Annotated in this window: 25 protein-coding genes; 2 read left to right on the forward strand and 23 right to left on the reverse strand. The window is 67.8% G+C overall.

Translation table 11 applies throughout. From position 1 onward, the window contains the following. Positions 1-491 precede the first annotated feature (491 nt). Positions 492-1,745 (reverse strand): UDP-N-acetylglucosamine 1-carboxyvinyltransferase, encoded by a 1,254-nt coding sequence (murA, locus tag ABD908_RS19660; RefSeq protein ID WP_344999116.1) that lies wholly within the window; start codon positions 1,743-1,745, stop codon positions 492-494. Between the two features lie 103 nt (positions 1,746-1,848). On the opposite strand from murA, the gene ABD908_RS19665 reads away from it, so the two are divergent. Then, the gene (locus tag ABD908_RS19665; RefSeq protein ID WP_344999119.1) at positions 1,849-2,433 is read left to right on the forward strand and encodes a cob(I)yrinic acid a,c-diamide adenosyltransferase; all 585 of its coding nucleotides are present in this window, start codon (positions 1,849-1,851) and stop codon (positions 2,431-2,433) included. A gap of 12 nt (positions 2,434-2,445) precedes the next feature. Here the strand turns inward: ABD908_RS19665 and ABD908_RS19670 are convergent, their stop codons facing one another. From ABD908_RS19670 to ABD908_RS19760, 19 genes are all read right to left on the reverse strand, one after another. After that, positions 2,446-2,877, reverse strand: coding sequence for a DUF2550 domain-containing protein (locus ABD908_RS19670; protein WP_344999121.1), 432 nt, complete (start codon positions 2,875-2,877; stop codon positions 2,446-2,448). 222 nt (positions 2,878-3,099) lie between these two features. Then, a complete protein-coding gene (locus ABD908_RS19675) occupies positions 3,100-3,483 on the reverse strand; it encodes a F0F1 ATP synthase subunit epsilon (protein ID WP_344999123.1) in 384 nt (127 codons plus the stop codon). Between the two features lie 6 nt (positions 3,484-3,489). After that, entirely contained in the window at positions 3,490-4,935 is a 1,446-nt protein-coding gene (gene atpD / locus ABD908_RS19680; RefSeq protein ID WP_344999125.1) for a F0F1 ATP synthase subunit beta, read from the reverse strand. Between the two features lie 25 nt (positions 4,936-4,960). Continuing rightward, positions 4,961-5,878 (reverse strand): F0F1 ATP synthase subunit gamma, encoded by a 918-nt coding sequence (locus ABD908_RS19685; RefSeq protein WP_344999127.1) that lies wholly within the window; start codon positions 5,876-5,878, stop codon positions 4,961-4,963. Then, positions 5,871-7,505 (reverse strand): F0F1 ATP synthase subunit alpha, encoded by a 1,635-nt coding sequence (atpA, locus tag ABD908_RS19690; protein ID WP_344999129.1) that lies wholly within the window; start codon positions 7,503-7,505, stop codon positions 5,871-5,873. Before atpA ends, ABD908_RS19685 begins: the two co-directional genes overlap by 8 nt. A 64-nt stretch (positions 7,506-7,569) precedes the next feature. Then, on the reverse strand, positions 7,570-8,916 hold the full coding sequence (locus tag ABD908_RS19695) for a F0F1 ATP synthase subunit B/delta (RefSeq protein WP_344999131.1): 1,347 nt from the start codon (positions 8,914-8,916) through the stop codon (positions 7,570-7,572). After that, a complete protein-coding gene (locus tag ABD908_RS19700; RefSeq protein WP_344999133.1) occupies positions 8,917-9,426 on the reverse strand; it encodes a F0F1 ATP synthase subunit B in 510 nt (169 codons plus the stop codon). A 30-nt stretch (positions 9,427-9,456) separates the two neighbouring features. Continuing rightward, positions 9,457-9,702, reverse strand: a complete 246-nt coding sequence (locus tag ABD908_RS19705; RefSeq protein ID WP_344999165.1) for a F0F1 ATP synthase subunit C — start codon at positions 9,700-9,702, stop codon at positions 9,457-9,459. 100 nt (positions 9,703-9,802) lie between these two features. Continuing rightward, positions 9,803-10,561: a F0F1 ATP synthase subunit A gene (gene atpB / locus ABD908_RS19710; RefSeq protein ID WP_344999135.1), complete on the reverse strand. Its 759-nt coding sequence runs from the start codon at positions 10,559-10,561 to the stop codon at positions 9,803-9,805. After that, on the reverse strand, positions 10,558-11,064 hold the full coding sequence (locus ABD908_RS19715; RefSeq protein ID WP_344999137.1) for an ATP synthase subunit I: 507 nt from the start codon (positions 11,062-11,064) through the stop codon (positions 10,558-10,560). Before ABD908_RS19715 ends, atpB begins: the two co-directional genes overlap by 4 nt. Before the next feature lie 299 nt (positions 11,065-11,363). Next, entirely contained in the window at positions 11,364-12,347 is a 984-nt protein-coding gene (locus tag ABD908_RS19720; RefSeq protein ID WP_344999139.1) for a hypothetical protein, read from the reverse strand. Between the two features lie 160 nt (positions 12,348-12,507). After that, the gene (locus ABD908_RS19725; RefSeq protein ID WP_344999141.1) at positions 12,508-13,464 is read right to left on the reverse strand and encodes an MlaD family protein; all 957 of its coding nucleotides are present in this window, start codon (positions 13,462-13,464) and stop codon (positions 12,508-12,510) included. Next, the gene (locus tag ABD908_RS19730; protein ID WP_344999143.1) at positions 13,461-14,522 is read right to left on the reverse strand and encodes an MlaD family protein; all 1,062 of its coding nucleotides are present in this window, start codon (positions 14,520-14,522) and stop codon (positions 13,461-13,463) included. Before ABD908_RS19730 ends, ABD908_RS19725 begins: the two co-directional genes overlap by 4 nt. Beyond that, positions 14,522-15,625, reverse strand: a complete 1,104-nt coding sequence (locus ABD908_RS19735; protein WP_344999145.1) for an MlaD family protein — start codon at positions 15,623-15,625, stop codon at positions 14,522-14,524. The genes ABD908_RS19730 and ABD908_RS19735 overlap by 1 nt, the downstream gene beginning before the upstream one ends. Further along, complete coding sequence (locus ABD908_RS19740) at positions 15,626-16,642, reverse strand: MlaD family protein (protein WP_344999147.1); 1,017 nt, start codon at positions 16,640-16,642, stop codon at positions 15,626-15,628. It abuts the gene before it with no gap. Further along, positions 16,627-17,661 carry an MCE family protein gene (locus tag ABD908_RS19745; protein ID WP_344999149.1) on the reverse strand — a complete coding sequence of 345 codons (1,035 nt, stop codon included), beginning with the start codon at positions 17,659-17,661 and terminating at the stop codon, positions 16,627-16,629. The genes ABD908_RS19740 and ABD908_RS19745 overlap by 16 nt, the downstream gene beginning before the upstream one ends. Positions 17,662-17,667: 6 nt before the next feature. Then, positions 17,668-18,870: an MlaD family protein gene (locus ABD908_RS19750; protein ID WP_344999151.1), complete on the reverse strand. Its 1,203-nt coding sequence runs from the start codon at positions 18,868-18,870 to the stop codon at positions 17,668-17,670. A 4-nt stretch (positions 18,871-18,874) separates the two neighbouring features. Then, positions 18,875-19,738 carry an ABC transporter permease gene (locus ABD908_RS19755; protein WP_344999153.1) on the reverse strand — a complete coding sequence of 288 codons (864 nt, stop codon included), beginning with the start codon at positions 19,736-19,738 and terminating at the stop codon, positions 18,875-18,877. 3 nt (positions 19,739-19,741) lie between these two features. Next, positions 19,742-20,569 carry an MlaE family ABC transporter permease gene (locus ABD908_RS19760; protein ID WP_344999155.1) on the reverse strand — a complete coding sequence of 276 codons (828 nt, stop codon included), beginning with the start codon at positions 20,567-20,569 and terminating at the stop codon, positions 19,742-19,744. A 346-nt stretch (positions 20,570-20,915) separates the two neighbouring features. On the opposite strand from ABD908_RS19760, the gene ABD908_RS19765 reads away from it, so the two are divergent. After that, positions 20,916-22,040 carry a glycosyltransferase family 4 protein gene (locus ABD908_RS19765; RefSeq protein WP_344999157.1) on the forward strand — a complete coding sequence of 375 codons (1,125 nt, stop codon included), beginning with the start codon at positions 20,916-20,918 and terminating at the stop codon, positions 22,038-22,040. Between the two features lie 45 nt (positions 22,041-22,085). Here ABD908_RS19765 and ABD908_RS19770 read toward each other — a convergent pair whose 3' ends face one another. The 3 genes from ABD908_RS19770 to prmC all read right to left on the reverse strand — a co-directional run. Further along, positions 22,086-22,736: an L-threonylcarbamoyladenylate synthase gene (locus tag ABD908_RS19770; RefSeq protein WP_344999159.1), complete on the reverse strand. Its 651-nt coding sequence runs from the start codon at positions 22,734-22,736 to the stop codon at positions 22,086-22,088. 52 nt (positions 22,737-22,788) lie between these two features. Beyond that, positions 22,789-23,277 (reverse strand): hypothetical protein, encoded by a 489-nt coding sequence (locus ABD908_RS19775; RefSeq protein ID WP_344999161.1) that lies wholly within the window; start codon positions 23,275-23,277, stop codon positions 22,789-22,791. A gap of 60 nt (positions 23,278-23,337) precedes the next feature. After that, positions 23,338-24,135 (reverse strand): peptide chain release factor N(5)-glutamine methyltransferase (gene prmC, locus ABD908_RS19780; protein WP_344999163.1); only part of this gene is annotated, 798 nt, incomplete at its 5' end.

A 24,135-nucleotide genomic window follows, 5' to 3' on the forward strand; every position in this document is an offset into this window, starting at 1 on the left:
CGCATGCCAAAAAACAATTTTTGGCACTGACAATTCATCGACACACTGTTGAGTTCTCAAAGAACACGCACCCACCAGACCCACACCCCCAACCAGAGGGCGGAAACCAGCGAAGGCAACCGTTCCAGTCTAGCAGACGCGATCCGCCGCCGCAAACCACCATCGGGTGATCTGACTCACGATCGACGAAACCCGCCTCGCCCGCGGCCCAACCGCCGACCCCCACGCGAAATGTGAAGACCGGCTACCTCGACCCAGGGCGGTCAGCACGGCCACCCAGTACGGGTGACACCCGGTCTCCGACATCCGGGGCAACTTCGGAACCTTCAATACCCTTGCGGGGGAAGGCATCCGGTGGGCTCCCGGGCGGCGCCGTGGCTCGCTGACTTGGATTAAGTTACGCACTGCCGCGTCGGAATGCAAATCGGCTGGTCAGGGACATGAATTCGGCACCGAAGGCAGTGCATGGCCGAGTGGGCGAGACGGCCCCGTCAGGACACCCGCTCGACCTCGCCGCCCAGGGCGTTCACGTTGTCCACGAAGTTCGGGTAGCCCCGGTCGATGTGGTAGACGTCGTGCACCTCGGTGGTCCCGTCCGCGCACAGGCCGGCAAGCACCAGTCCCACCCCCGCGCGGATGTCGGACGACCAGACCGGCGCGCTCGACAACTGCTCGACTCCGCGCACCACCGCGTGATGCCCGTCGGTCCGCGCGTCGGCGCCCAGCCGCACCATCTCCTCGACGAACCGGAACCGCGCCTCGAAGACGTTCTCGGTGATCATCGACAGCCCCTCGGCGACACACGCCATCCCGATGGCCATCGGCTGCAGGTCCGTGGGGAAGCCCGGGAACGGCAGGGTCGCGACGTTCACCGCGTGCGGCCGTTCCCGCGACACGATCCGGAAGCCGTTCTCGCGCGCGGTCACCGTCGCCCCCGCGTCCTGCAGCTTTCCCAACACCACCCCGAGGGTCGCCGGGTCGACACCCGTGACCGAGATGTCGCCGCGTGTCATGACCGCGGCATACCCCCACGTCGCGGCGACGATCCGGTCGCCGATCACCCGATGCGTCGTGGGGTGCAGCCGCTCTACGCCCCGCACCATCAGGGTGTCGGTGCCCGCCCCCGAGATATCGGCGCCCATCTCGGTCAGCATCGCGGCGAGATCGACGATCTCGGGCTCGCGTGCCACATTGCTGATCACGGTCAGCCCATCTGCAAGGACCGCCGCCATCAGGATGTTCTCGGTGGCGCCCACCGATGGGAAGTCCAGCGTGATCTCGGCACCACGAAGCGAGTCCGCCTCTGCCACAACGCATCCGTGCTCGATCGCACTGTGTGCGCCGAGTGCCCTCAGCCCCGTCTGATGCATGTCCAGCGGGCGGGAACCGATCGCGTCACCGCCCGGCAGTGCCACCACGGCGCGGCGGCACCGCGCCACAAGCGGCCCCAGTACACACACCGACGCGCGGAACTGCCGCACCGCATCGAAGTCGGCACGGTGGTTGAGCTCGGCCGGCGTGGTGATCCGCGCGGTCTCGCCGTCGATCTCCACTTCCGCGCCCAGCCCGCGCAGGACGTCCGCCATGAGCGGGACGTCGAGGATCTCCGGGCAGTTCGTCAGCACCGACGTGCCCTCCGCCAACAGGGCGGCGGCCATCAGCTTGAGAACGCTGTTCTTGGCCCCTCCCACATCGACCTGACCGACGAGCCTCGCTCCGCCGCGCACCAGAAAACGATCACCCACGCGGCCCAGACTAGGGCACGTCCTGCAGGTTTCCCCCGCACGCCCGACTATCCAGTACGCCGCGCATCGCGCTACGTGGCACGCCGCGGGGTACCGTCGGGCCATGGCTGTGCACCTGACGCGGATCTACACGCGGACCGGCGACGACGGCACGACGGGACTGGGCGACTTCTCACGCGTCGACAAGTCGGACGCCCGGCTGGTCGCCTACGCCGATTGCGACGAAGCCAATGCCGCCATCGGGGTGGCGGTCACGGTCGGCGCTCCCCCGGACGAACTGCGCGCGGTCCTGGTCCAGGTGCAGAACGACCTGTTCGACGTGGGGGCGGATCTGTCGACGCCGATAGTCGACTCGCCCAAGCACCCGCCACTGCGGATCACGGAGGCATACGTCGCTCGCCTCGAGGGCTGGTGCGACCGGTTCAACGAGGATCTACCGGCGCTCACGTCGTTCATCCTGCCCGGCGGCACGCCCTTCGCCGCGTACCTGCACGTGGCGCGCACCGTCGTCCGCCGGGCCGAGCGCGCAGCCTTCGCGGCCAGGCGTGAGTACGGCGACGCGGTCTCGCCACTTCCGGCGCGCTACCTCAACCGGCTGTCGGACCTGCTCTTCATCCTGTCGCGCGTCGCCAATCCCGACGGTGACGTCCTCTGGCGCCCCGGCGGCGGGGATCCGCACATGCCATAGTCCGGCGGCGTGTCAGAGGAGCCGCTGCGTCCGCGGCGACGGACGCGACTCGAGCCACGCCTGGAATGCGGTGAGGCCGTCGCGCTCGAACGCGAGCTCGGCGTCACCGTCGGGCTGGTGGATGCGGACGACGTGCACTCCGGCGTCCATGATGTCGAACTCCGTGCCGCGCGGCGCGCGGCGGCCGATGATCTCCGTACCCCACCGCGGCACCGTCCAGCTGGGGCCGATGCGGAGGCTGGACAGGCGGTAGAAGCGCACCTCATGGTCGTCGTACCGCAGGGTGCCGTGGCGCCATCCCTGTTCGGGGGCGGCCGGAAGGTACCGGATGATGATCGGGCTGCCGGTCACCCGGAGTCGCTGCACACGCAGTAGGACCCCCACCGCCGCCAGCACGACGACGGCGATCACGACCACGCAGACGGTCAGGGCGATATGCATCATGAGGCGGCCACCGATCCCACGCGGGCACCCCCTATCTCCGAGGAACGTATTCAACCCGGCGATTCGTGGACCGTGCGGGGCTGCCCACACGGATGCCGGGACGATCTGTCACCTGCAAACGCCGAAGCCGGTGGCCCGCGTGAAGCCGGGCCACCGGCGGCGTGTCTCCTCTACTCTACGTGCCGCACGCGGCACGCATCTCCACCTCTTCTCGCCGGACCGCTAGTGGCCGGCCAGGTACTCCAACGCCCGGAGGCGCCCCTGCGCGAACGCCTGCTCCTCGGAGCCCTCCGCCGCGGCGTCCAGCTCGCGCCGGACGTCGGCCTCGTTCAGCGATGAGGCCCACTCGGCACCGTCGGCGAGCACGGTGACCTTGTCGCCGGTCACCGACAGGAACCCGCCACGGATCGCCGCAGCCAGGCGATCGCCGTCGACCGGCTCGATCGCCACTGCACCGCCGGTGATCAGCTGACCGAACAGCGGCTCATGGTGCGCGAGGACACCGAGTTCACCCTCGGTGGTCTGCGCGATCACGAACGTCGCCTCGCCCGAGTAGAGGCGCTCCTCCACCGAGACGATCTCGACCTGAAAACTGGTGTCAGCCACTGGCCGTCACTTCCCGAGGATCTTCTTCGCGGCCGCCTCGACGTCGTCGAGACCGCCACAGCTGTTGAATGCCTGCTCGGGCAGGTGATCGAACTCGCCCTTGGCGATCCGGTCGAAGGCCTCGATGGTGTCGGCGAGCGGCACGACCGAGCCCTTCTGGCCGGTGAACTTCTCGGCGACGAGGAAGTTCTGACCGAGGAACTTCTGGATGCGGCGGGCGCGGCCGACGAGGACCTTGTCCTCCTCGGACAGCTCGTCCATACCGAGAATCGCGATGATGTCCTGCAGCTCCTTGTACTTCTGCAGGATGCGCTTGATCTCGTTCGCGACCCGGAAGTGCTCGTCACCGACGATCGACGCCTCCAGGATGCGGGAGGTGGACGTCAGCGGGTCGACGGCCGGGTAGATACCCAGCTGGGAGATCGGACGCGACAGCTCGGTGGTGGCATCGAGGTGCGCGAACGTCGTCGCCGGCGCAGGGTCGGTGTAGTCGTCGGCGGGCACGTAGATCGCCTGCAGCGACGTGATGGACCGCCCCTTGGTCGAGGTGATCCGCTCCTGGAGCTCGCCCATCTCGTCGGCCAGTGTCGGCTGGTAACCGACGGCCGACGGCATGCGGCCGAGCAGCGTGGACACCTCGGAACCGGCCTGCGTGAACCGGAAGATGTTGTCGATGAACAGCAGCACGTCCTGGTGCTGCACGTCGCGGAAGTACTCCGCCATAGTAAGGGCGGAGAGCGCCACCCGCATACGCGTCCCCGGCGGCTCGTCCATCTGACCGAACACCAACGCGGTGTCCTGGAGGACGCCCATCTCCTCCATCTCGAGGTGCAGGTCCGTCCCCTCACGGGTGCGCTCGCCGACGCCCGCGAACACCGAGGTGCCCGAGAACTCGCGCGCGATACGGGTGATCATCTCCTGGATCAGAACGGTCTTGCCGACCCCGGCACCGCCGAACAGGCCGATCTTGCCGCCCTTGACGTACGGGGTCAGCAGATCGATGACCTTGATGCCCGTCTCCAGGATCTCGGTCTTGCCCTCGAGCTGGTCGAACGCCGGCGGCTTGCGGTGGATGCCCCACTGCTCGCCGTCGCGGCCGAGGCCCGGGGTGTCGAGGCAGTCGCCGAGGGCGTTGAACACGTGGCCCTTCACGACATCGCCGACCGGTACCCGGATCGGGAAGCCGGTGTCGGTCACATCGGTGCCGCGGACGAGGCCGTCGGTGGGCTGCATCGAGATGGTCCGCACGAGGTTGTCGCCCAGGTGCTGGGCGACCTCGAGCGTCAGCGTCTTGGCGACCGACGGCAGGACGATGTCCGCGTGGAGCGCGTTGAACAGGTCTGGGATGGCGCCGCGGGGGAACTCGACGTCGACGACCGGGCCGATGACGCGGGTCACGCGGCCCGTGGCCGCAGCGGTGCCCTGCTCTGCGGGCTGGGTAGCTGTAGTCATAGTGTGTATTTCCTGGTTCCCGTTCCTAGTTCGCGAGGGCGCCGGCGCCACCGACGATTTCGCTGATTTCCTGGGTGATCTGCGCCTGACGCAGCTGGTTGGCCTCACGGGAGAGCGAGGTGGCCAGATCGCTGGCGTTGTCGGTGGCCGCCTTCATGGCCGTGCGTCGCGCCGCGTTCTCACTCGCCGCGGCCTCCAGCAGCGCCGCGAACACCCGCGTCGACACGTACTTCGGCAGCAACGCGTCGAGCAGCTGATCCGCTCCGGGCTCGAACGAGTAGTTGCGCGGCTCGGCCGCCTCCTCCTCGATGTCCGCCTCGTCCACCACGATCGGCGCCATGCGCCGCACCTCGGGGACCTGCGACAGCATCGACACGAACCGGGTGTACACGATGTGCAGCTCGTCGACGCCGTGGGTCTCGGCACCGTCGACGGTGACGTACTCATCCGACCCCGCCGTGAACAGCCTCACCAATGTGTCGGTCGCAGCGACCGCATCCGCGTGATGCGGCTGCTGGGAGAACCCGGTCCACGATCCCGCGACCTTCTGGCCACGGAACGTGAAGTAGTCGACGCCCTTCTGGCCCAGGACGTAGACGACCGTCTCCTTGCCCTCGCTCTTGAGAAGCTGGATCAGCTCGCGCGTCTCGCGCAGGACGTTGGAGTTGTAGCCACCGCACATACCGCGGTCCGACGTGACGACGAGCACCGCCGCACGCTTCGGCTCCTCGCGCTCGACCAGCAACGGGTGGTCGAGCGACCCGCTCGCGCTGGCGAGCTCCGACAGCACCGAGGTCATCTCCTCGGCGTACGGCTTCGACGCCGCGACCCGAGCCTGCGCCTTGGTGATCCGCGATGTCGCGATCAGCTCCTGCGCCTTCGTGATCTTCTTGGTCGAGTTGACCGACCGGATCCGAGAGCGCAGCTCCCGGATACTAGCCATTGCGCTTTACCTTGATCGTCTCGTGCGTGACGTCCTCCGCAGGCAGCGGGTTCGCCTCGGCCTCGTTGACGACGCGCGAGCCGTCGGAGGCGAGGAAGCTCTGCTTGAAGTGGTCCACCTCGCGGACGAGGATCTCCGCCTGCTCCTTCTCGAGGACCTTGCCGCCCTTGATCGACTCGTACACGCCGGCAGCCGCGTGGTGCAGGTGGCTGAGCAACTCACCCTCGAACCGGCGGATGTCCTCGACCGGCACCGAGTCGTAGTGGCCCTCACCGCAGAGGTAGATCGAGACGATCTGGTCCTCGACGGCGACCGGGCTGTACTGGTCCTGCTTGAGCAGCTCGACCCAGCGGGCGCCACGGGCCAGCTGCGCCTTCGACGCCTCGTCCAGGTCCGAGGCGAACGCCGAGAACGCCTCCAGCTCGCGGAACTGCGCGAGCTCCAGACGCAGCGAGCCCGACACCTTCTTGAGGCCCTTGGTCTGCGCGGCACCACCCACGCGGGACACCGAGGTGCCGACGTTGATGGCCGGGCGGACCCCCTTGTTGAACAGGTCCGACTCGAGGAACACCTGGCCGTCCGTGATGGAGATGACGTTGGTCGGGATGAACGCCGAGACGTCGTTGGCCTTGGTCTCGATGATCGGCAGACCCGTCATCGAGCCGCCACCGAGTGCGTCGGAGAGCTTGGCGCACCGCTCCAGCAGACGCGAGTGCAAGTAGAAGACGTCGCCGGGGTACGCCTCGCGGCCCGGCGGGCGGCGGAGCAGCAGCGAGATCGCGCGGTACGCCTCGGCCTGCTTGGAGAGGTCGTCGAACACGATCAGGACGTGCTTGCCCTGGTACATCCAGTGCTGGCCGATGGCGGAACCGGTGTACGGCGCCAGCCACTTGAAGCCGGCCGAGTCGGAGGCGGGCGCGGCGACGATGGTCGTGTACTCCATCGCACCGGCCTCGTCGAGCGCAGTCTTGACACCCGCGATCGTCGAGCCCTTCTGGCCGATCGCGACGTAGATGCACCGGACCTGCTTGGTGGGGTCGCCGCTCTCCCAGTTGTCCTTCTGGTTGAGGATCGCATCGATGCAGACGGCGGTCTTGCCCGTCTTGCGGTCGCCGATCACCAGCTGGCGCTGTCCGCGGCCGATGGCGGTCATCGCGTCGATGGCCTTGATGCCCGTCGCAAGGGACTCCTCGACCGGCTGGCGCTCGAGCACCGACGCCGCCTGGAGCTCGAGGACGCGCTGCTCCTCGGCCTCGATGTCGCCGAGCCCGTCGATGGGCTCGCCGAGCGGGTTGACGACGCGGCCCAGGAACTTGTCGCCGACGGGGACCGAGAGGACCTCGCCCGTGCGGGAGACCTGCTGCCCCTCTTCCAGCTCCTCGTAGTTACCGAGGATGACGGCGCCGATCTCGTCCTCGTCGAGGTTCAACGCCACGCCGAGCACCCCACCGGGGAACTCGAGCAGCTCGTTGGCCATCGCACCGGGCAGCCCGGTCACGTGCGCGATGCCGTCGGAAGTGTCCGCGACGAGGCCGATTTCCTCGCGCGAGGCGTCGGCTTCGAACGTCGATACGTACTGCTCGATCGCGCCCTTGACGTCGTCGGATGAGATCGTCAACTCAGCCATGAGTACTCGTTTCCCTTTTTCTTGATTCTTCGTGGAGTTCTGCTGTTTCGCACGCCGAGTGGTCTCAGCGGGGCAGCTGGCCTTCTGCCTTGGCCAACCTGGACGCGATATCGCCGTCGATGACCTCGTCGCCGACAGTGATCCGCAGCCCGCCCAGCAACTGGGGATCGACCTCGGTCTGGATGGAGACCCTGCGCTGGTAGATGCGGGCGAGCAGATCGGTCGCACGCGCCTTCTGTGCGGTCGTCAGCTCGGTCGCGGTCTGGATGACGGCCACCGACTCCCCACGCCGCGCGGCGGCCAGGTCGGCGATGGACGCCACCGCACCGTCGGCGCGACGGTGCCGAAGCAGCCGCACCGTCTGGCGCAGCAGCTGGTCGGTGTACTCGTTGACCTTCCCGCCGAACACCGCTTCCAACAGGCGGAGGCGATCCGCCACGGGCACCCGGGTATCGGACAGCATGCCGGTGAGCCTCGGCTCGGCGACCAGGAGTCGGCCGGCGCGGAACAGCTCGTCCTCGGTGTCGTCGAGGCGATCGGCACGCTCGGCACGCAGCAGTACGGCGACCCGCGACTGCCGCTCGACCGCGGTGGTGAAATCGCCCGCCACGGACCACTTCGACGCCGCGGCGTCCTGCAGGAACACCACGGCGGTGTCGCTGATCTTGCCGCCGAACAGCCGGCTCACCAGAGCGCGCTTGGCGTCCGTGTTGTCGGTCTGCTCCGCGAGATGCTTCCGCAGCACCGGTTGGGCGTTGAGGACTCCCACCACATCCGCGAGTTCGGATCCGAGGCGCGCCAACGCCGCGTCGTCCAGGCCGGACACCCGCTGGTCGAAGCCCGCGGACAACGCGCGCACCGAGTCGCGGCTGGCCGCCCGCATCGAGTGGTTCCCGACCCGATCGGACGCCGTGACCGCGGGGCCGTCCACCGACGCGGCCATGCGCTCGAGCTCGTCGAGGGTCCGGTCGACCGATGCCGACCGGGCCGCCGGGGCCTCGAGATGCCCCCGCACGACCTGCGCCGCGACGCCGACGGCCTCGATGCCGAGATCGCTGCGCAGTCCGCGGATCAGGTTGGAGCGGTTGAGCTCCACCTGGCCGCGCCCGTGCTCGCCGATTCGCGCGACCTCGCGCTCCGTCTGGGCCCGCAGGTCCTCCCGGATCGAGTCCGCGTCGCCACGGGCCTCGTCGCGGATCCGGCTGCCCTCACGGGCCGCCTCCGCGCGGGCGCGCTCGCCCGCCGCAGAGGCGTCCGTCAGCTTCTGCTTGGCCAGGCGCGATTCCTCGAGCTGTGCGCGGACCGTCTCCTGCCGCGCCGACATGGCCTTACGCAGCGGAGGCAGCACCCACTTCCACAGGCAGAACAGGATGACCGCGAAGCCGATGAGCTGGCCGATAAAGATTGACATTTAGTTCTTCACCACCGCGTTGGAAGTAATCCGGTCCAGTTCCGCCTGCAGGCTCGGGTCCTGCGTCACGTCGAAGCCGAGCACCCGACTCGCGAGGGTCGCCGAGAGCGGCCCGAGGTCGCCCCGCGCCTGCCGGGCCGCGGTGGCCCCGGAGGCGCGAAGCTGCTCGGTCTGCTCCCGCGCGAGGGCCTCGGCCTCGGCGCTCGCCCGCTGCTTCTGCTCGTCCATCGCCGAACGGCCGGCGGCCCGCGCCTCATCGCGGATCGCCCCGGCCTCCGCCCGCGCGGACTTGAGGCCGCTCAGGTACTCGGCCTCGGCGTCCTCGAAGCCCTTGGCAGCCGAGCGCGTGTCGGTACTGGTCTGGTCGACCATCGCGTCGCGATCCGCCAGCACCTTGCGGATGGGCGGCACCACGAAGAACCAGATCACGGCGAGCACGATCAGGAAGATGATCAGCTCGGCGAAAAAGGTGCCGTTCGGAATGAGGAAGTTGCCCTCAGCGAGCTGCATGACGTCAGTTTCCCGTTTCTTGCGAGTGGATTACTTGATCGGGGTCGCGAACACGAACAGGGCCATGAACGCCAGGTTGATGAAGTACGCGGCCTCGACGAGACCGACGGTGATGAAGAACGGCGTGAACAGGCGGCCCTGAGCCTCGGGCTGCCGCGCGATGCCAGCGATCAGCTGGGCGCCGGCGAGGCCGTCACCGATGCCGGCGCCGACAGCGCCGCCACCCATGATGAGACCGCCACCGATGAGCGCGCCCTGAGCGATAGTCGGATCGATCGATGCCATGTGATTCTTCCCTTTCGGTTTCTGGTAATTCCACTTACCAGGGTCTGTGGTGCCGCGCCGCGTGTGCGTCGGGCAGGTCTAGCCGGATGGTCTAGTGGTCGTCGGTCTCCATCGACTGCGAGAAGTACAGGATCGTCAGCAGCGCGAAGATGAAGGCCTGGATGAGCCCCACGAAGAGGTCGAACATCTTCCAGATCGCATTGGGCGCCCACAGGATGTACGGCGGGAACAGCGCGATCAGCGCCACCATCACGCCGCCGGCGAACATGTTGCCGAAGAGCCGGAGCGAGAGTGAGACCGGCTTGGCCAGCTCTTCGATGATGTTGATCGGGGCGAGGCCGATCGCGTGGCCCTTGATCAGCTTCACCGGATGGCCGATGATGCCGCGCCGCTTCACGCCGGCCGCGTGGTACCAGACGAAGACGACCAGCACCAGGGCGTACACGAAGTTGACGTCGGACGCCGGGGGCGCGAACAACTCGTGTGCGCTGCCGTCGCTCCCGTACTGCAGCGGCAGGACGGACAGCCAGTTGGAGATCAGGATGAAGGTGAACAGCGTGACCGCGAGCGGAAGCACGAACGGCGCGATCCGCATACCGATCGAACCCTCGATCTGCTGTCGCATCTGGATCGTGATGGTCTCGAAGAACAGCTGGACGCCGCTGGGCACGCCCGTCGACGTCACCTTGGAACGAAGAATGAAGGCGAGGATCAGAACGATCACCGCGGCGATCGCGGTCGCCAGGATCGTGTCCCCGTTGAGGGTCAGACCGAAGAGGTGTATCTCTTTGTGTACACCGACCTCGATCCCCTCAGCGAGCAAACTCCCAGGGTACGGATTAGAGCTCATGACTGCGTACGGAGTCCTTTCAGAACAGGGATCACGGAGTGGAGGACCAGGACGATCTGGCCTACAGCGAGGCCGAAGATGAGGCCGAGCCCGTCGGGCCGGAAGAAGTAGGCGACGGCCAGCGCGATCACCGTGACGACACCGAGGCGGAACGCGGCGTTGACGGCCACCGGGGCCTTGCGCGGGTTCTCCTCTGAGGTGGCCGACCCGACCTTGAGGATCACGAGCTTCGCGTTACCTATCGCGAGCAGGCCGCCCAGCAGGAACCAGAGAGCGAAGAGGAGATGGCCGGCCCAGGCGCTCAGCCCGGCGGCGATCACGGCGAGCGCGACGACGATGACGATAGGATTGACCATGCTCAGCGGCGGGAGCGGAAAGTTCATCTGACCCGATGCATCGCCCGCCGACGGCGACTCGGTCGAGCCCGAGGGCGACGGGTGCACAATGGACGGATTCGAGTCGGAGTGGGCCGGGTGTCCCGGTTCCGAGGCCGGCGTCGTCATCTCCCCTCCTTCGGGGTCGTCGGCCCGTGTCTCGCCGTTGAGACTCGGGTCAGGCGGCGTCTGCCGAGATCGCACGTCGGCGACACGCGATCTCTTGTGATTCGGCTGTGACTCTATCAACGCACCGTGGGCCACCCCACACCGGGGTTGTCCGTGGTGGGAGGGGCTCGGCAGCCGATCAACTACAGAGGATAGTACTACACCGCGCCCGATATGCCGACGCCGAGATCCGTACATTACGGACCTCGGCGCCGGAAATGTGTGCTAGGGCTTTGCGCGGGTACGGACGCGGGTGCGGATCAGCCCCCGGGCGTGGGGGTGGTCGCGCCCGCCGCACCCGGTGCCATGGTGTCGGTCGGGGCGGTGGTGGCGGGCGCCTGCGTGGTCGCCGTGCCCGTCGACCCCGTCGCCGGTGTGCCGCCGCCCTGCGCAGCCGTCGCGTTATCGGTCACGGCGGCCGGGCTGCCGACGTCGGTGATCTGCCAGTTCGCGTCCTTGTTCAGCGTGACGTTGTACACGACGTTGACCGTGCGCCCGGTGGGCGTCTGCACGTTGGTCCCGTCGACGCGCACGTACACGTTGACCTTGTACACCGGGCCGTTGTGCGAGCTGACCACGGCGTCCAGTTCGGACGCCTTGGACACCCACTGCAGCGGCTGCAGAAGCTGGTTCATCGCCGACGTCGTGGCATCCAGCTTGGTCTTCAGCTCAGGTGATACACCATTGGTCAGGGCCGCCGTCCACGGTCCGAGATCGTGATAGTCGAAGGTGGCAGCGCCGACTGCGTAGTCGCCCGCGACCTGCTCCGCCTTTGCATCGTCGGCCATCTGGTTCTTGATGGCGGAGAGGTCGCCGTCCTTCTTCCACCACATGATCGAGCTGAGGATCGCGACGGCGATCACAGCGATCGCGACCACGGTCGCCAGCACCGTCAGAACGGTCGAGGGACCGCCGCTCAGACGCGCACCCACGGCCGCCGAGCGAGCGGGCGCGCTGGCGGGCGCGGGGCGCTTCTTGCGGCGACGAACCACGACCTCCTCGTACTCGTCGTCGAGATCGTCCTCCTCGATCACCGGGCGCGCCTTCTTCGTGACGACCACGGTGGGCTCGTCGGCGGCGTCGTCCGGATCGGTCGCAGTCGCCTTCTCGGTGGTCACCACCTCGGTCGGGACCTCCCCGACGGCCGTATCCTTCTCGGTCGCCTTCCCCTTCTCGGTCGCCTCCTCGGGGGCCTCCGCCGCGTCGGTGTCGGCCGGGGTGTTCTCGGGGCTCTTGTCAGTCACAGGCTCGCTACCCAATCGTCTGGTGTTCGTCGGTGCCGCCGGCCGGACACTCGGCCAGGGCGGCGGACACGCCACCGGGGGCCCGCGTGCCGCTGCGCGCGTACCCCCGGGGGCGGATCGGAGGCCCCTCCCCCACTGTCTGGAGGCCGGGCCCCGTTGGTTACTTGGCGGGGATCGTGACCGTCAGGTTAGCGCCGTTCGACCCGAACGTGTTGAGCGCCTGCGTGAGCAGTTCGGACACGTCGAGCTGGGGCAGCACGTCCTCGATGGATTCGATGGACGGAGCCAGCGGCCCGACGATCGCTCCCAGGTTCGGCAGCAGCTTGTTCGTGTACGGGACGAGTCTGCCGAAGTACGGGTTGATGGTGTTCTTCAGCTGGTCCGGCAGGTCCGCCTGGGTCATCACGCCGACCAACTTCTTGAGGGCCGAGAGGTCCAGGTCCATGAACTGCGTCGCGGCCGGGCCGAACGAGGCCAGCGCCGACGGGAGCCAGTCCATATCGGACTGGTAGTTCTGCGTGTTGATCAGCATCTGTCGGATCCCCGGCATGCGCGAGAGGATCGTCTGCGAGAGCAGTTGTCCCGCCGTGCTCAGATTCGGCAGCGCCCCCTGGGTGTTGCTGGTCGCCTCGTACACGGTGTCGGCGATACCGCCGAGCTGCTTCGAGTTGATGTTGCTCGAGAAGCCCGCCACCAGCTTGAAGATCGCTGGGATCGAGAGCGGGTTCTGGACCTGCGCCGGCGAGACGGTCGCGCCGTTGGTGAGGTACGGCCCGTCGAGCGAGTCCGGCAGGAAGTCGAGATACGGCTCGCCGACCGCCGACAGCTGTTCGATCTTCACCTGGCTGTCCGCCGGGATCTTGTAATGGTCGTTGAACCGGACCTTCAGCGCGATCTGGTCGTCCGCCGGTGTCACCGAGACGACGTTGCCCACCTTGACGCCGCGCAGCAGCACCGAGGTACCGTCCTCGATCTGGCTCGCGTTGTCCAGCCTGAAGTTCACGGTGGTGTACGACCGGAACGGGTTGTACTGCACCACAGAGAAGGTGAGGTAGGCGACTCCCAGCACCATCACGACGACGAAGGTCGCGAGGCTGGCGATGGTGCTCTTTTTCACGGCACTGCTCCAAACGTCCGGAGGGTCTTGACTACCTGTTGCGCCGCCGCCTCGTTCGGCACCTGACCATTGGTGCCGACGTTCTGGACGTTGATCTTGGGCCCGTTCTCCAGCCACGGCAGGACCTTGTTCTCGAGCAGGTCCTGCAGGTTGGCCAGGTTCGCGGGCCGCCCGTTCATGTTCGGCCAACCGGGGAACATCAGCGGCTTGACCACCTTGAGCAGTACCGCGCTCGTCGTGTCGAGCAGCGGGATCGAGAAGGTCAACGGCGCGAGGGCGTCCGACAGTCGGCCCACGACCGCGAGGTATCCCGCCGTCGGGTCGAGGACGTTCTTCAGCCACTGGTCCCCGCCCGGCGCCAGCAGCGACGAGATCAGCCCGTTGCTGTCGTTCACGGACTTGACCTGGTTGACGATGTTCGACATCGACGTGATGACCTGGGAGACGTTGTCACTCTGCTGACCGAGGTCGACCGTGGTCTGCGAGATCGTCTTGACCAGCGCCTGCAGCTTCTTCGGGTCGGCCGGCAGGTTGTCGTTGACCTGCTTGAACGTGTCCTGTACCTGGATCAGGCTGCCGCTGCCGAGGAAGTTCGACAGATCACGTAGCAGGTCCTCGATCTGGGTCGGCGCCTTGGTCTGGCTCAGCGGGACCGTGCTGCCGTCATGGAGCAGGTCGTTGTAACCGGTGGTGGGCGCCGTCAGCGCGACGTACACATCGCCCAGGATCGTGTCCTGCTGCAGCGTCGCCGTGGTTGCCGCGGGCAACTGAACGCCGTCGTTGATCTTGACATCCAGGACCGCGATGCCACCCTGCAGACTCACCTTCTGCAGCCGACCCGAGTCCACGCCGTTGACGACCACGCGGGCGCGGTCCGGCAGGTTCAACACGCTCGGGAAGTCGAGGTGCACGATGTAACCGGCGCCGCCACCGCCCTGCCCCGGCGCGGGGATCGCCGACGGATTGAAGCCGGGGACGCCCGAGCAGGCCGTCAGACTCGCGGCAGCAGCCACCGCGGTGAGCGCGACCGCGGCCTTTCGGCGAAAAAGTGTCCTCATCAGTATGCCGCTCCCGTCGCGCGCAGAACTGTGGTGATCAGGTTCACGTTGATGTGACCGGGATCGACGATGGTGCACTGTCCCGGGAACAGCCGATTGATGCTGTCGCATGTCAGGGTGGGATTCTTGGACGGGACCAGGGCCGACGGCGGCCGATAGGTGATGTGCGTCCCGAGCGTCCGCTTGTCCACGTTCACCGTGAACGCGTGTGCCAGCGGGGGCACCATGTTCAGCAGGTCACCGAAGTCGCGCATCCCGGCCGCCAACAGATCGGTCGCCGGCACGGTGATCTGGAGCAGCGGGAACGCGAACGACCCGTACTTGGTGATCAGCTTGCCGAGCATGTTCACCAGGCCCGGCAGATCACCGATCACGATGTTCGCGTTGACCAGCAGTGGAAGGGCGACGTCATCGATGTTGGTCGCGAAGGAGCCGAGGAAGTTCTGGAGATCGCCCCAGTTCTGTACTAGACCGTTGGACAGCGGGACGAACGAGTCGAGCACCGCAGCGATGTCGCCCATGCCGGGGCCCGGGTTACGCATCAGCTCGCCGAGCTTGTTCGTGATGTCCTGCACCTGCGGGCCGAGTCCCGTCGTGGCCTGGTTGATCGACCCGAACGACGCCATCGCCTGCTTGAACTGCTCCTCGCCACCGGCGGTGGTCAGCTCACCCGCGAGCTGCGAGACGGCGTTGAGCGAGTCGGTGATCGACAGCGGCGTCTTCGTGTTGGTGATGCACTGCTTCGGGTCCCAGGTCGGTCCGCCCGTGTAGGGGCCGACCAGCTCGAGCCGACGCTGGGCGACCAACTCGTCCGAGACGGTCACCGCACCGACGCTCGCAGGTATCTTCCGGCTCGAGTCGACCTGGAAGTCGACGCGGACCTTACTGCCCTCGGGCGTGATCTTCGTGACCTGCCCCACCTTGTAGCCGAACTGTGCGATCTCGTTGCCGATGTACAGGCCGACCGCGTCCGGCATCATCGCGCAGTACGACGTCATATGCTTCAGCGCCGATTTGACCGAGAAGAAGCCGACGGCGATCGCGACCACCACGATCACGACGAGCGCGGACATCGCGCCGCGGGAACCAAGGAACTTACGCATTTAGCAGCTCACCCCCGGGGCCGGAATGCACACATTGGTCGCCAGGAACCGCTTCGCGGCCTGGTTCACGCTGATCGACCCGTCGGGGGCGATCTGCGCCTGGAGCTTCTTGATCAGCGAGACACCCTGTTGGATCGTGGGTTCCGCCTGCGCGAGTAGCTGCTTCGCCTTGGCGACCAGCGCATCGAGCCGACTCGCCAGCGGGTCGATCTGATTGAGGTACACGTTCTCGACCGGCACGAGCCGCTGGACGATCTGCTGCACGTTGGTCAGGTACGACTGGAAGCCGGCGAGGTTGACCTGGCCCGCCGCGAAGAAGGTCGCGAAGTTGTGCATGATCGAGACCAACAACTCGCCGTTGTCACGGACCTGGCCGGAGTACTGGCCCAGGATCTTGATGAACTCTCCGGCCTGGTCCTGCTGCCGGATCACGTTGTCGACCATCTTGTCGAACGACTGCACACCGTTGCGGATCGAGTCCGGGTGCCCCACGAGTGCCTCGTTCAGCTGCGCCATCGTCTCCCGGATCGGCGTCACGTCGACCGCCTGCAGCTTGGGGGTCGCATGCTGGAAGGTCTCCAGCAGGCTGTACGGGGTGGTGACCCGCTCCGGCGGGATCGGCGAGGTGAGCGGCGACGTACCGAGCGGGTTGAGCGCCAGGTAGTAGCCACCGACCACGGTCAGCATCCGCGTCGCGATCGTGGACGCGTCGCCGACGAAGATGTTGCTGTCGATCTTCATCGTGACGAGCACGTCACCGTCCTCGATCTTCGTCCCCGTCACCGATCCGACCCGGAAGCCGTCGACGCGGACGTCGGCGCCGTTCATGACGGTCTGCGCCTCGGTGAAGCGCGCCTGGATCTCCTTCTTTCCGGGCTGCCCGAGGTACAGGTAGCCGGCGAGCAGGCCGAGGATCACCACGATCACGATGCCTGCGATGCCCCAGTTCAACTGATACCGGCGCTCCTGGGTCACCGTCGGCATCGGACGGTTGAAGAACTTCACTTTGGATTGCATACCGTGATCCTTTGTCCCGCCACGAACACGTTCATCAAGCCCGGCAGCGACGCCTGGCCCTTGGTGCACTTGAGGTCGACGTCCTTCGACGTCGGCTGCGCCATCACGCTGTTCAGCAGGCTGATCAGCCCCGGGATGTCGGCGAGGACGTCGACCACCTGCTCTGCGGTCGGTAGCGCGTTCGCGATCACCGCGTCCAGCGCCGGATTGGTGTCCGGCGTCAGCCCCAGCGCGGCGAGGAAGCCGTTCGCGGATCGGACCACACCGGATGTGGTGTCCGACCACTGCCGGATCTCGGTGGAGCCTGCCGCGAGCGACCGCGAGAACACGTCGAGGTCCGTCAGGACGCGGGCCAGCCCCGGCGAGTTACCGTCGATCTGCTGCGATATCTGTCCGAGGTTGCTGATCAGCGTCGTCAACACGCGCTGCCGGTCGTTGCTCACCGACACCAGCTTGTCGACCGACTCGAGCACCGGCCCGATGCCGTTGCCGTTGCCCTGCACCACGGCCAGGATGCTCTGGGCGAGGTGGTTGATATCGCTCGTCGCAAGCGTCGCGAGCACCGGCTTCAGGCCGTTGAACACGCTCGTGATGTCGAACGAGGGGATCGTGTCGGACGTCGAGAACGTGGCCCCCGACGGCAGCGGCGCGCCGCCGCCCTGCGCGGGCGTCTCCAGGTCCACGTACCGGGACCCGGTGAGGTTCTGGTACCGGATCGCGAGCTTTGTTCCGGACGGGAGCTTGTGCGAGTTCTGCACCGTGAAGTCGACCTGGGCCGCGGTGTCGCGGTGATCGGCCGACTGCTTGACCCCGACGTGTGTGACCTTGCCGACCTGGACGCCGAGCATCCGGACGTCATCGCCGACCTTGAGCCCCGACACGTCCTTGAACATCCCGTGGAACGAGTCGAGCTTCCCGGTCACCGGCCGGGTCAGGGCCTGCATGATGAGGACGAGCCCGAGCAGCATGACGACCGCGAAGATCGCGACCTTGATGATCGTTGCGCGAATGGATTTCATCGGTGCTCAGTTCCCTGCCTTCGCGGTCGAGGTCGGGCTCGCCTGGCCGCTGCCCGTGGCCGGGGCGGCAGTATCGGTGGGCTTGGCCACCGGTGTCCGGCCCACGCTCGGCTGCGCGCCGGGGGAGGGCCGGGACCCGCCCGGGTTCGGGCCGGCGGGCGTGCCGTGCGGCACCACCTGGAAGGTGACCGGTGGCAGCATCGCGCCGACGGCCGGGTAGTCGATGCTCAGGTTCACGTTGAGCACCGGCCCGTTCGGGGTGTTCGGCATGCCGGAGCGGATGTTGTCCAGCAGCTGCCCGATCTTGATGCCGAGCGCACCCGCGTTGGGGAAGTACGTCAGCAACGGCGTCAACGTGTCGACGAGAACCGGGGTCGCCTGCGAGAGGCCCTTGACGCTCGATGGGTTGAGGATCTGCTCGAGCCGAGCGGACAAGCTGTCCGTGTGGTTCGAGATCGCATCCTCGGTGCCGATCGCGTTCGCCACCCACGCCTGGTCGTGCACGGGCTGGAACTCGAAGTCGTTCGACAACGCCGGCAGCAGGCTCGACACCGTCTGATCGGCACCGCCGAGCACGCGGGCGATGACCGGGAAGGTCTGCGAGGTGGACAGCCTCTGCGTGTCCTGCACCGACTGGGCGACCGTGCCCAGCGCGGTGATCAGCGGCAGCATGGCCGACGTCGACAGGTCGACGTTGTTCATGATCTCGCTCATGTGCGGCCGGATCGCGTCGTTGTTCACGTCACCGAGCGTCGTGATGATGTTGGACACGGTGTTGTCCGTGATCGGCAGCTGCGGGGTGATCTCCTCGCCGTTGCGCAGCGCGTCACCGCCGCCGTGCGGGATCAGCTCGACCTCGGACACACCGAACAGGTTGCCCGCGGAGAACGCCGCCTCGACGGAGTTCGTGATGCCCTTCACCTGGTCGGGATTCATCGTGAGGACGACGCCCTGCACGCCGTGGCCCAGGCTCTTCACATCGCTGACCTTGCCCACCTGCAGGCCGTTCAGCTTGACCGGCGCGCCGTCGATGATGCCTGCGGCCACGTTCGGGCTACGCAGCGTGAGCGTGAACTGATTCTTCGGCCACAGACTGTCGACCAGCCAGATGACCAGGATCACCACGACCACCACGGCCACCGCGATGAGCCCGCGCCGACGGAGGACGCCCTTCTCCAGGGACATGCCCGGAACTGATACGACTCCCATGTCGCTACCCCTTGAACTCGACCGGGGAGCTGATCCCCCAGAGGATGACGGTCATGACGAGGTCGAGGATGACCAGTGAGACGAGGCTCGCGCGGATGGCGCGACCCGACGCCGTACCCACGCCCTCCGGCCCGCCGGACGCGAAGAAGCCCTGATAGCAGTGGATCATGATGACCACCACCAGGAACACGGCCACCTTGACCACCGAGAAGAAGATGTCGCTCGCGCTGACGAACTGCGAGAAGTAGTGCGAATAGGTGCCGGTGGGCATCCCGTGCACCACCGTCACCAGCCAGGAACAGGCCACGTACGACAGGATCAGCGTGATCAGGTACACCGGGACCACGGCGATGAGGCCGGCGATCACGCGGGTCGTCACCACGAACGACACCGACCGCAGGCCGAGGGACTCGAGCGCGTCGATCTCCTCGTTGATCCGCATCGCACCGATCTCGGCCGTCATGCGGCAGCCGGCCTGGGCGGCGAAGCCGACGCCCGCGAGGATCGGGGCGAACTCACGGGTGTTGGCGAAGGCCGCGACCACGGCGGTCAGCGGGCCCATACCCAGCACGCTGAGGATCGCATAGCCCTGCACGGCGACGGTGCCGCCGACCGCGATGCCGAGCACCGCGAGCACCGGCGCGGTGCCGCCGCCGACCACCAGAGCGCCGCGGCCCCACGTGATGTCCGTGAGCGTGTACATGATCTGGCCGCGGTAGTGCTTGATGCAGTGCGGAATCGTGCGGATGACCTCGGCGACGAACGAGATGACGTGCCCGAACAGCTCGAACGGGGCCCATGCCCCACCCAAGCCACCGACGATCCGGAACAGCCAGCCCGTGCCCCTGGGACGATAAACGGTTGCCATGTGTCAGCCCACCTGGAGAGGGAAGAAGATGGAGGTCACCTGGGTCAACACCAGGTTCATGATGAAGATGACGACGAACGACAGCACGACGGTCGCGTTCACCCCGTCGGCCACGCCGCGGGAGCCGCCCTTCGCCTCGAGGCCGCGCTGGCAGCCGATGACGGCGATGATCGTGCCGAATATGATCGACTTGACCAGCGAGATCCACACGTCGACGGGGTGGGCGAACGAACCGAAGGACAGCCAGAACGAACCCGGCGTGACTCCCTGCGAGCCGATCGCGATCAGGTAACCCGACAGGGTGCCGATGACGATGATCAGGATGTTCAGGAGCGGCGACACGATCCACGCCGCGATCAGGCGAGGCACCACGAGGCGGTTGATGGGGTTGATACCCATCACGCGCATCGCGTCGGTCTCCTCACGGATGGTCCGGGCGCCGAGGTCGGCGGCGATGGCCGAGGCGCCGGCACCCGCCAGCAGCAGGCCCGTCGCGATCGGCGCGCCCTGCGAGATGACCGCGAGGCCCGACGCTGCGCCGGCCAGCGAGTCTGCGCCGAGCTGATGGATGATGTTGCCGACCTGGATCGAGACGATCATCCCGAACGGGATGGCGATCAGCACCGCCGGTACGGCGGTGACGCCGATCATGTACCACAGCTGGAAGAAGGTCTCCTTCCACTGCAGCTGCAACCGGATGATGTCCCCGATCATGGCGACGACCGTGCCGAAGAACATCTGGACGGTTCGCCCCATCGTGCGAACCGAGTCGACCACCGTCGACGAGAAGTTCTTTCGCAGGATCGAGAACGCCGACGGTCTCTTCGCCACCCCCGCAGACTGTGTCACCGACCGCTTCCCCTCTCAAAGCATCGCCCGAACTGTGGTCCACCCGTCACTGTCTCAGGTGTATGACCGAGCACACTATATCCACGTCTCAGGAAAATATGACGGATTGGCTAGGTTGGCCGCACGTCGCGTGCACTACCGCACATTTTCGGCACCGCGTGCCGTGTGCTTGGGATGAACCCCGTAGTCAACGCGGGTCCCGCGTCGATCGGCCTCAGCGCGGCAACGGTCGTTGCGCGAGCGTCGGGAGGCTAAGAGTAGATTCGCACGCGTGCATTGGGCGGCGACAGGCGGGGCCGGCTTCGGGTCCTCGGGAGCAGGAGTCCCGATGCGGGAGTTGCTCGCCGTGGGCCTCACCGCGGCCGTCGTGACATTCCTCGCCACAGCGGTGGTGCGCGTCGTCGCGACCCGCTTCGGCGCGGTGGCGGTGCCGCGCGCGCGAGACGTCCATACGGTCCCCACGCCTCGGATGGGCGGCGTGGGGATCTACGCGGGCCTGGTCGCGGGGATCTTCCTCGCCGGCCAACTGCCCGCTCTGACACGCGGTTTCACCTACACGCGCGACGCACCCGCCGTGGTCATCGCCGGCGGCGTGATCGTGGTCGTGGGGATCATCGACGACCGCTGGGGCATAGACGCCGTGACCAAGCTGGTCGGACAGATCACCGCCGCCGGCGTGCTGGTGGTGATGGGCGTCGCGTGGAACGTCGTCTACCTGCCCGTTCTCAACACCACCGTGCTACTCGACCAGCTGCAGGCCGGGCTGGTCACCGTCGTGGTCGCCGCCGCGACCATCAACGCCATGAACTTCATCGACGGTCTGGACGGCCTGCTCGCCGGCGTGGCCGCCATCGCGGCCCTCGCGATCCTGCTGTTTTCCGTCGGTCTCATGCGCGATTCGGGCGGCGACGCCCCGTCGTACCCCCCCGCACTCATCGCCGCGGCGCTGTTCGGTGCGTGTGTCGGCTTCCTCCCGCACAACTTCCAGCCCGCGCGGATCTTCATGGGGGACTCAGGATCGATGCTGCTGGGTCTGACCCTGGCCGCGGCGTCCACGTCGGCATCCGGTCGGATCTCGCAGAACGCATACGGCTCGACGGACATCTTCACGCTGCTACTACCGCTGCTACTGGCGGTGGCCATCATGTTCGTGCCGATGCTGGACCTGCTGCTCGCTGTGGTGCGGCGCACTCGTGCCGGGGTCAGTCCGTTCACCGCCGACAAGATGCATCTACACCACCGGCTGCTACAGCTGGGGCACAGCCAGCGCCGCGTCGTGCTGGTCATCTACCTGTGGGTGGCCGTGCTGGGGCTGTCCGCCGCGGCGTCCACGCTGTTCCCGCCGACGGTGGTGGCGCCGCTGTTCGCCGCCGGACTGCTGCTCGCGCTGGTGTGTACCGTCGTCCCACGCTGGCGGGCCCGGTACGGGCACCCCGGCCGCGTCCGGCGGTAGCCCCGAGGCACGCCGGCACGCGGCCGGGAAGGTGACCGCGCCCGCTCAGGCCAGCGACGCGGCGTCCACGCCCAGAACCTCGGCCACCTGCGCGGCCGTCACCGATCCCTCACGCAGCAGGCGCGGGCTGGGGCCGGACAGGTCGATGATCGTCGAGGCGAGCCCGTGGGTGGCCTCGCCGGCGTCGAGGTACACGTCCACCGACTCCCCCAGCTGCTCGCGCGCGTCGCCCATCGTCGCCGCGGGCGCGCGTCCGGAGACGTTCGCGCTGGACACCGCCATCGGCCCCACCTCGCGCAGCAGTTCGATCGCGACCGGATGCAGCGGCATGCGGAGCATGACGGTGCCGCGGGTGTCGCCCAGGTCCCAGGCGAGACTCGGGGCCTGCTCGACCACGAGGCTCACCGCGCCGGGCCAGAACGCGCGCGTCAGGTCGCGTGCCTGCGGGCTGACCCGCGAGACCAGCCCGTCGATGGTGTTCCACGACCCCACGAGCACGCCGACCGGCATGTCCGGCCCACGATGCTTGGCGGCCAGCAGGTCGGCGACGGCGCGCCCGTCGAATGCGTCGCAGCCGATGCCGTAGACGGTGTCGGTGGGCAGCACCACGAGTCGGCCGGTCTTGGCCGCGGCGCGGGCGGCGGCGATACCGGCGCGCCGGGAGTCGGGATCCGTGCAGTCGTAGACGATGCTCACGCCGGCCAATCCTGCCACCGCGGCGGGGCGGCGGCCGCAGCCAGGTCCGGAACTAGTGCGCCGCGGTCTTCCGGCCGCCGGGCAGCCGGTCCACGAACCGGCCCAGCCGCTCGACGGTGTTGTCCAGGGGCGTGACGATGTCGGTGAGCCGCTCGACGGTGGGCAGCGCCCCCGCGATGGAACCCGAGTGCGTCGCGATCAGCTCGGCGTTGACGTCGATGCCCTTCGCGCTCGCGTCGATCCCCTTGGCGCTCGCGTCGATGCCGGCGGCGCTGATCGCGATCCCCTCGGCCGCGACGGCGATGCGGCGTGCGTCCGCGGTGAGCTTCGACAGGTCGTCGAGGGCCGGGCCGAGCCGGTCGATGAGCTCGCCCAGCTGCTGCGTCCGGTCCACGATCGGCGAGAACGCGTCCAGGTAACGGCCGAACTTGTGCAGGGTCGCGCGCAGTTGGCGCTCGAGGTCCCGTGCCTCGGCGATGCCGCGGACGGTGACCCGCCCGGGTGTGATGATCAGGCCTGTCAGATCGTCTTTGATTCCCATGGCGTTTCCTCCGCGTCGTCGCCGGTGCGCAGACAGTACCGTGGGCGCTCCGGCCGCCTGCTAGCGCGGCGTGAAACCGGTCACGTACCGGGGGCGGCCGGCGAGGTCGAGGTGCCGCTCCAGCCCCGTCGCCCCGACGTCCGCCAGGGCGGAGACGACGCCGTCGGCGTTGCCGTCGTCGTGCTCGACGGCGATCGCGGCGCCCGGTGCGCCGATCGCGGCGATGACCGGACCCAGCTCGCGGATCAGGTCGAGTCCGTCCACGCCGGAGAACAGGGCGGCGGGCGGGTCGGCGGCCGCCTCGGGGGCGAGCGCGGCACCGTCGGGCACGTACGGGGGGTTGCAGACGACGACGTCGGCTGCGCCGCCGAGCAGCCCGCGCACGCGCTGCGGCAGGTCCGGGCTGCGGACGTCGGAGTCCACGACCGTCACGCGCCCGTCTCCCGACTCAGCGGCGTTGACACGCAGGTACTCCAGCGCGGTCGGGTCGCGTTCGACGGCGACCACCGCCGCGCCCGGCACCGTCGTCGCCAGGAACAGGGCGAGGGCGCCGGAGCCGGCGCACAGGTCGACGACCCGAGCGCCGCGGGACGCGTGCCGCGCGGCCCAGTCGGCGACCAGCTCCGTCTCGGGTCGGGGCACGAACACGCCCGGACCGACGCGCAGCTCCAGCGCGCCGAACGGGGCACGTCCGAGCAGGTGCTGCAGTGGCTCGCGGGCGGCGCGGCGCGCGAGCAGGGCGTCGAACTCGGCGCGCTGGGCGACGGTGGCGTCGTCGGCCGCGATCAGGCGGCCGCGGTCGATGCCGAGGACGTGCGCGAGCAGCAGCTCGGCGTCGACGCGGGGCGAGGGCACCCC

The sequence above is a fragment of the Tsukamurella soli genome (assembly GCF_039541155.1).
In the GTDB taxonomy this organism is placed as follows: domain Bacteria; phylum Actinomycetota; class Actinomycetes; order Mycobacteriales; family Mycobacteriaceae; genus Tsukamurella; species Tsukamurella soli.

What these genes read in the sequence shown, in the direction of transcription:
- atpA (WP_344999129.1), bottom strand. Translation starts at nt 7,505, where the DNA reads ATGGCTGAGTTGACGATCTCATCCGACGACGTCAAGGGCGCGATCGAG.
- ABD908_RS19735 (WP_344999145.1), bottom strand. Translation starts at nt 15,625, where the DNA reads ATGCGTAAGTTCCTTGGTTCCCGCGGCGCGATGTCCGCGCTCGTCGTG.
- atpD (WP_344999125.1), bottom strand. Translation starts at nt 4,935, where the DNA reads ATGACTACAGCTACCCAGCCCGCAGAGCAGGGCACCGCTGCGGCCACG.
- ABD908_RS19765 (WP_344999157.1), top strand. Translation starts at nt 20,916, where the DNA reads ATGCGGGAGTTGCTCGCCGTGGGCCTCACCGCGGCCGTCGTGACATTC.
- ABD908_RS19700 (WP_344999133.1), bottom strand. Translation starts at nt 9,426, where the DNA reads ATGCAGCTCGCTGAGGGCAACTTCCTCATTCCGAACGGCACCTTTTTC.
- ABD908_RS19685 (WP_344999127.1), bottom strand. Translation starts at nt 5,878, where the DNA reads ATGGCTAGTATCCGGGAGCTGCGCTCTCGGATCCGGTCGGTCAACTCG.
- ABD908_RS19745 (WP_344999149.1), bottom strand. Translation starts at nt 17,661, where the DNA reads ATGAAATCCATTCGCGCAACGATCATCAAGGTCGCGATCTTCGCGGTC.
- ABD908_RS19750 (WP_344999151.1), bottom strand. Translation starts at nt 18,870, where the DNA reads ATGGGAGTCGTATCAGTTCCGGGCATGTCCCTGGAGAAGGGCGTCCTC.
- ABD908_RS19740 (WP_344999147.1), bottom strand. Translation starts at nt 16,642, where the DNA reads ATGCAATCCAAAGTGAAGTTCTTCAACCGTCCGATGCCGACGGTGACC.
- ABD908_RS19755 (WP_344999153.1), bottom strand. Translation starts at nt 19,738, where the DNA reads ATGGCAACCGTTTATCGTCCCAGGGGCACGGGCTGGCTGTTCCGGATC.
- ABD908_RS19670 (WP_344999121.1), bottom strand. Translation starts at nt 2,877, where the DNA reads ATGATGCATATCGCCCTGACCGTCTGCGTGGTCGTGATCGCCGTCGTC.
- atpB (WP_344999135.1), bottom strand. Translation starts at nt 10,561, where the DNA reads ATGAGCTCTAATCCGTACCCTGGGAGTTTGCTCGCTGAGGGGATCGAG.
- ABD908_RS19665 (WP_344999119.1), top strand. Translation starts at nt 1,849, where the DNA reads ATGGCTGTGCACCTGACGCGGATCTACACGCGGACCGGCGACGACGGC.
- ABD908_RS19775 (WP_344999161.1), bottom strand. Translation starts at nt 23,277, where the DNA reads ATGGGAATCAAAGACGATCTGACAGGCCTGATCATCACACCCGGGCGG.
- ABD908_RS19730 (WP_344999143.1), bottom strand. Translation starts at nt 14,522, where the DNA reads ATGAGGACACTTTTTCGCCGAAAGGCCGCGGTCGCGCTCACCGCGGTG.
- ABD908_RS19695 (WP_344999131.1), bottom strand. Translation starts at nt 8,916, where the DNA reads ATGTCAATCTTTATCGGCCAGCTCATCGGCTTCGCGGTCATCCTGTTC.
- ABD908_RS19715 (WP_344999137.1), bottom strand. Translation starts at nt 11,064, where the DNA reads ATGACGACGCCGGCCTCGGAACCGGGACACCCGGCCCACTCCGACTCG.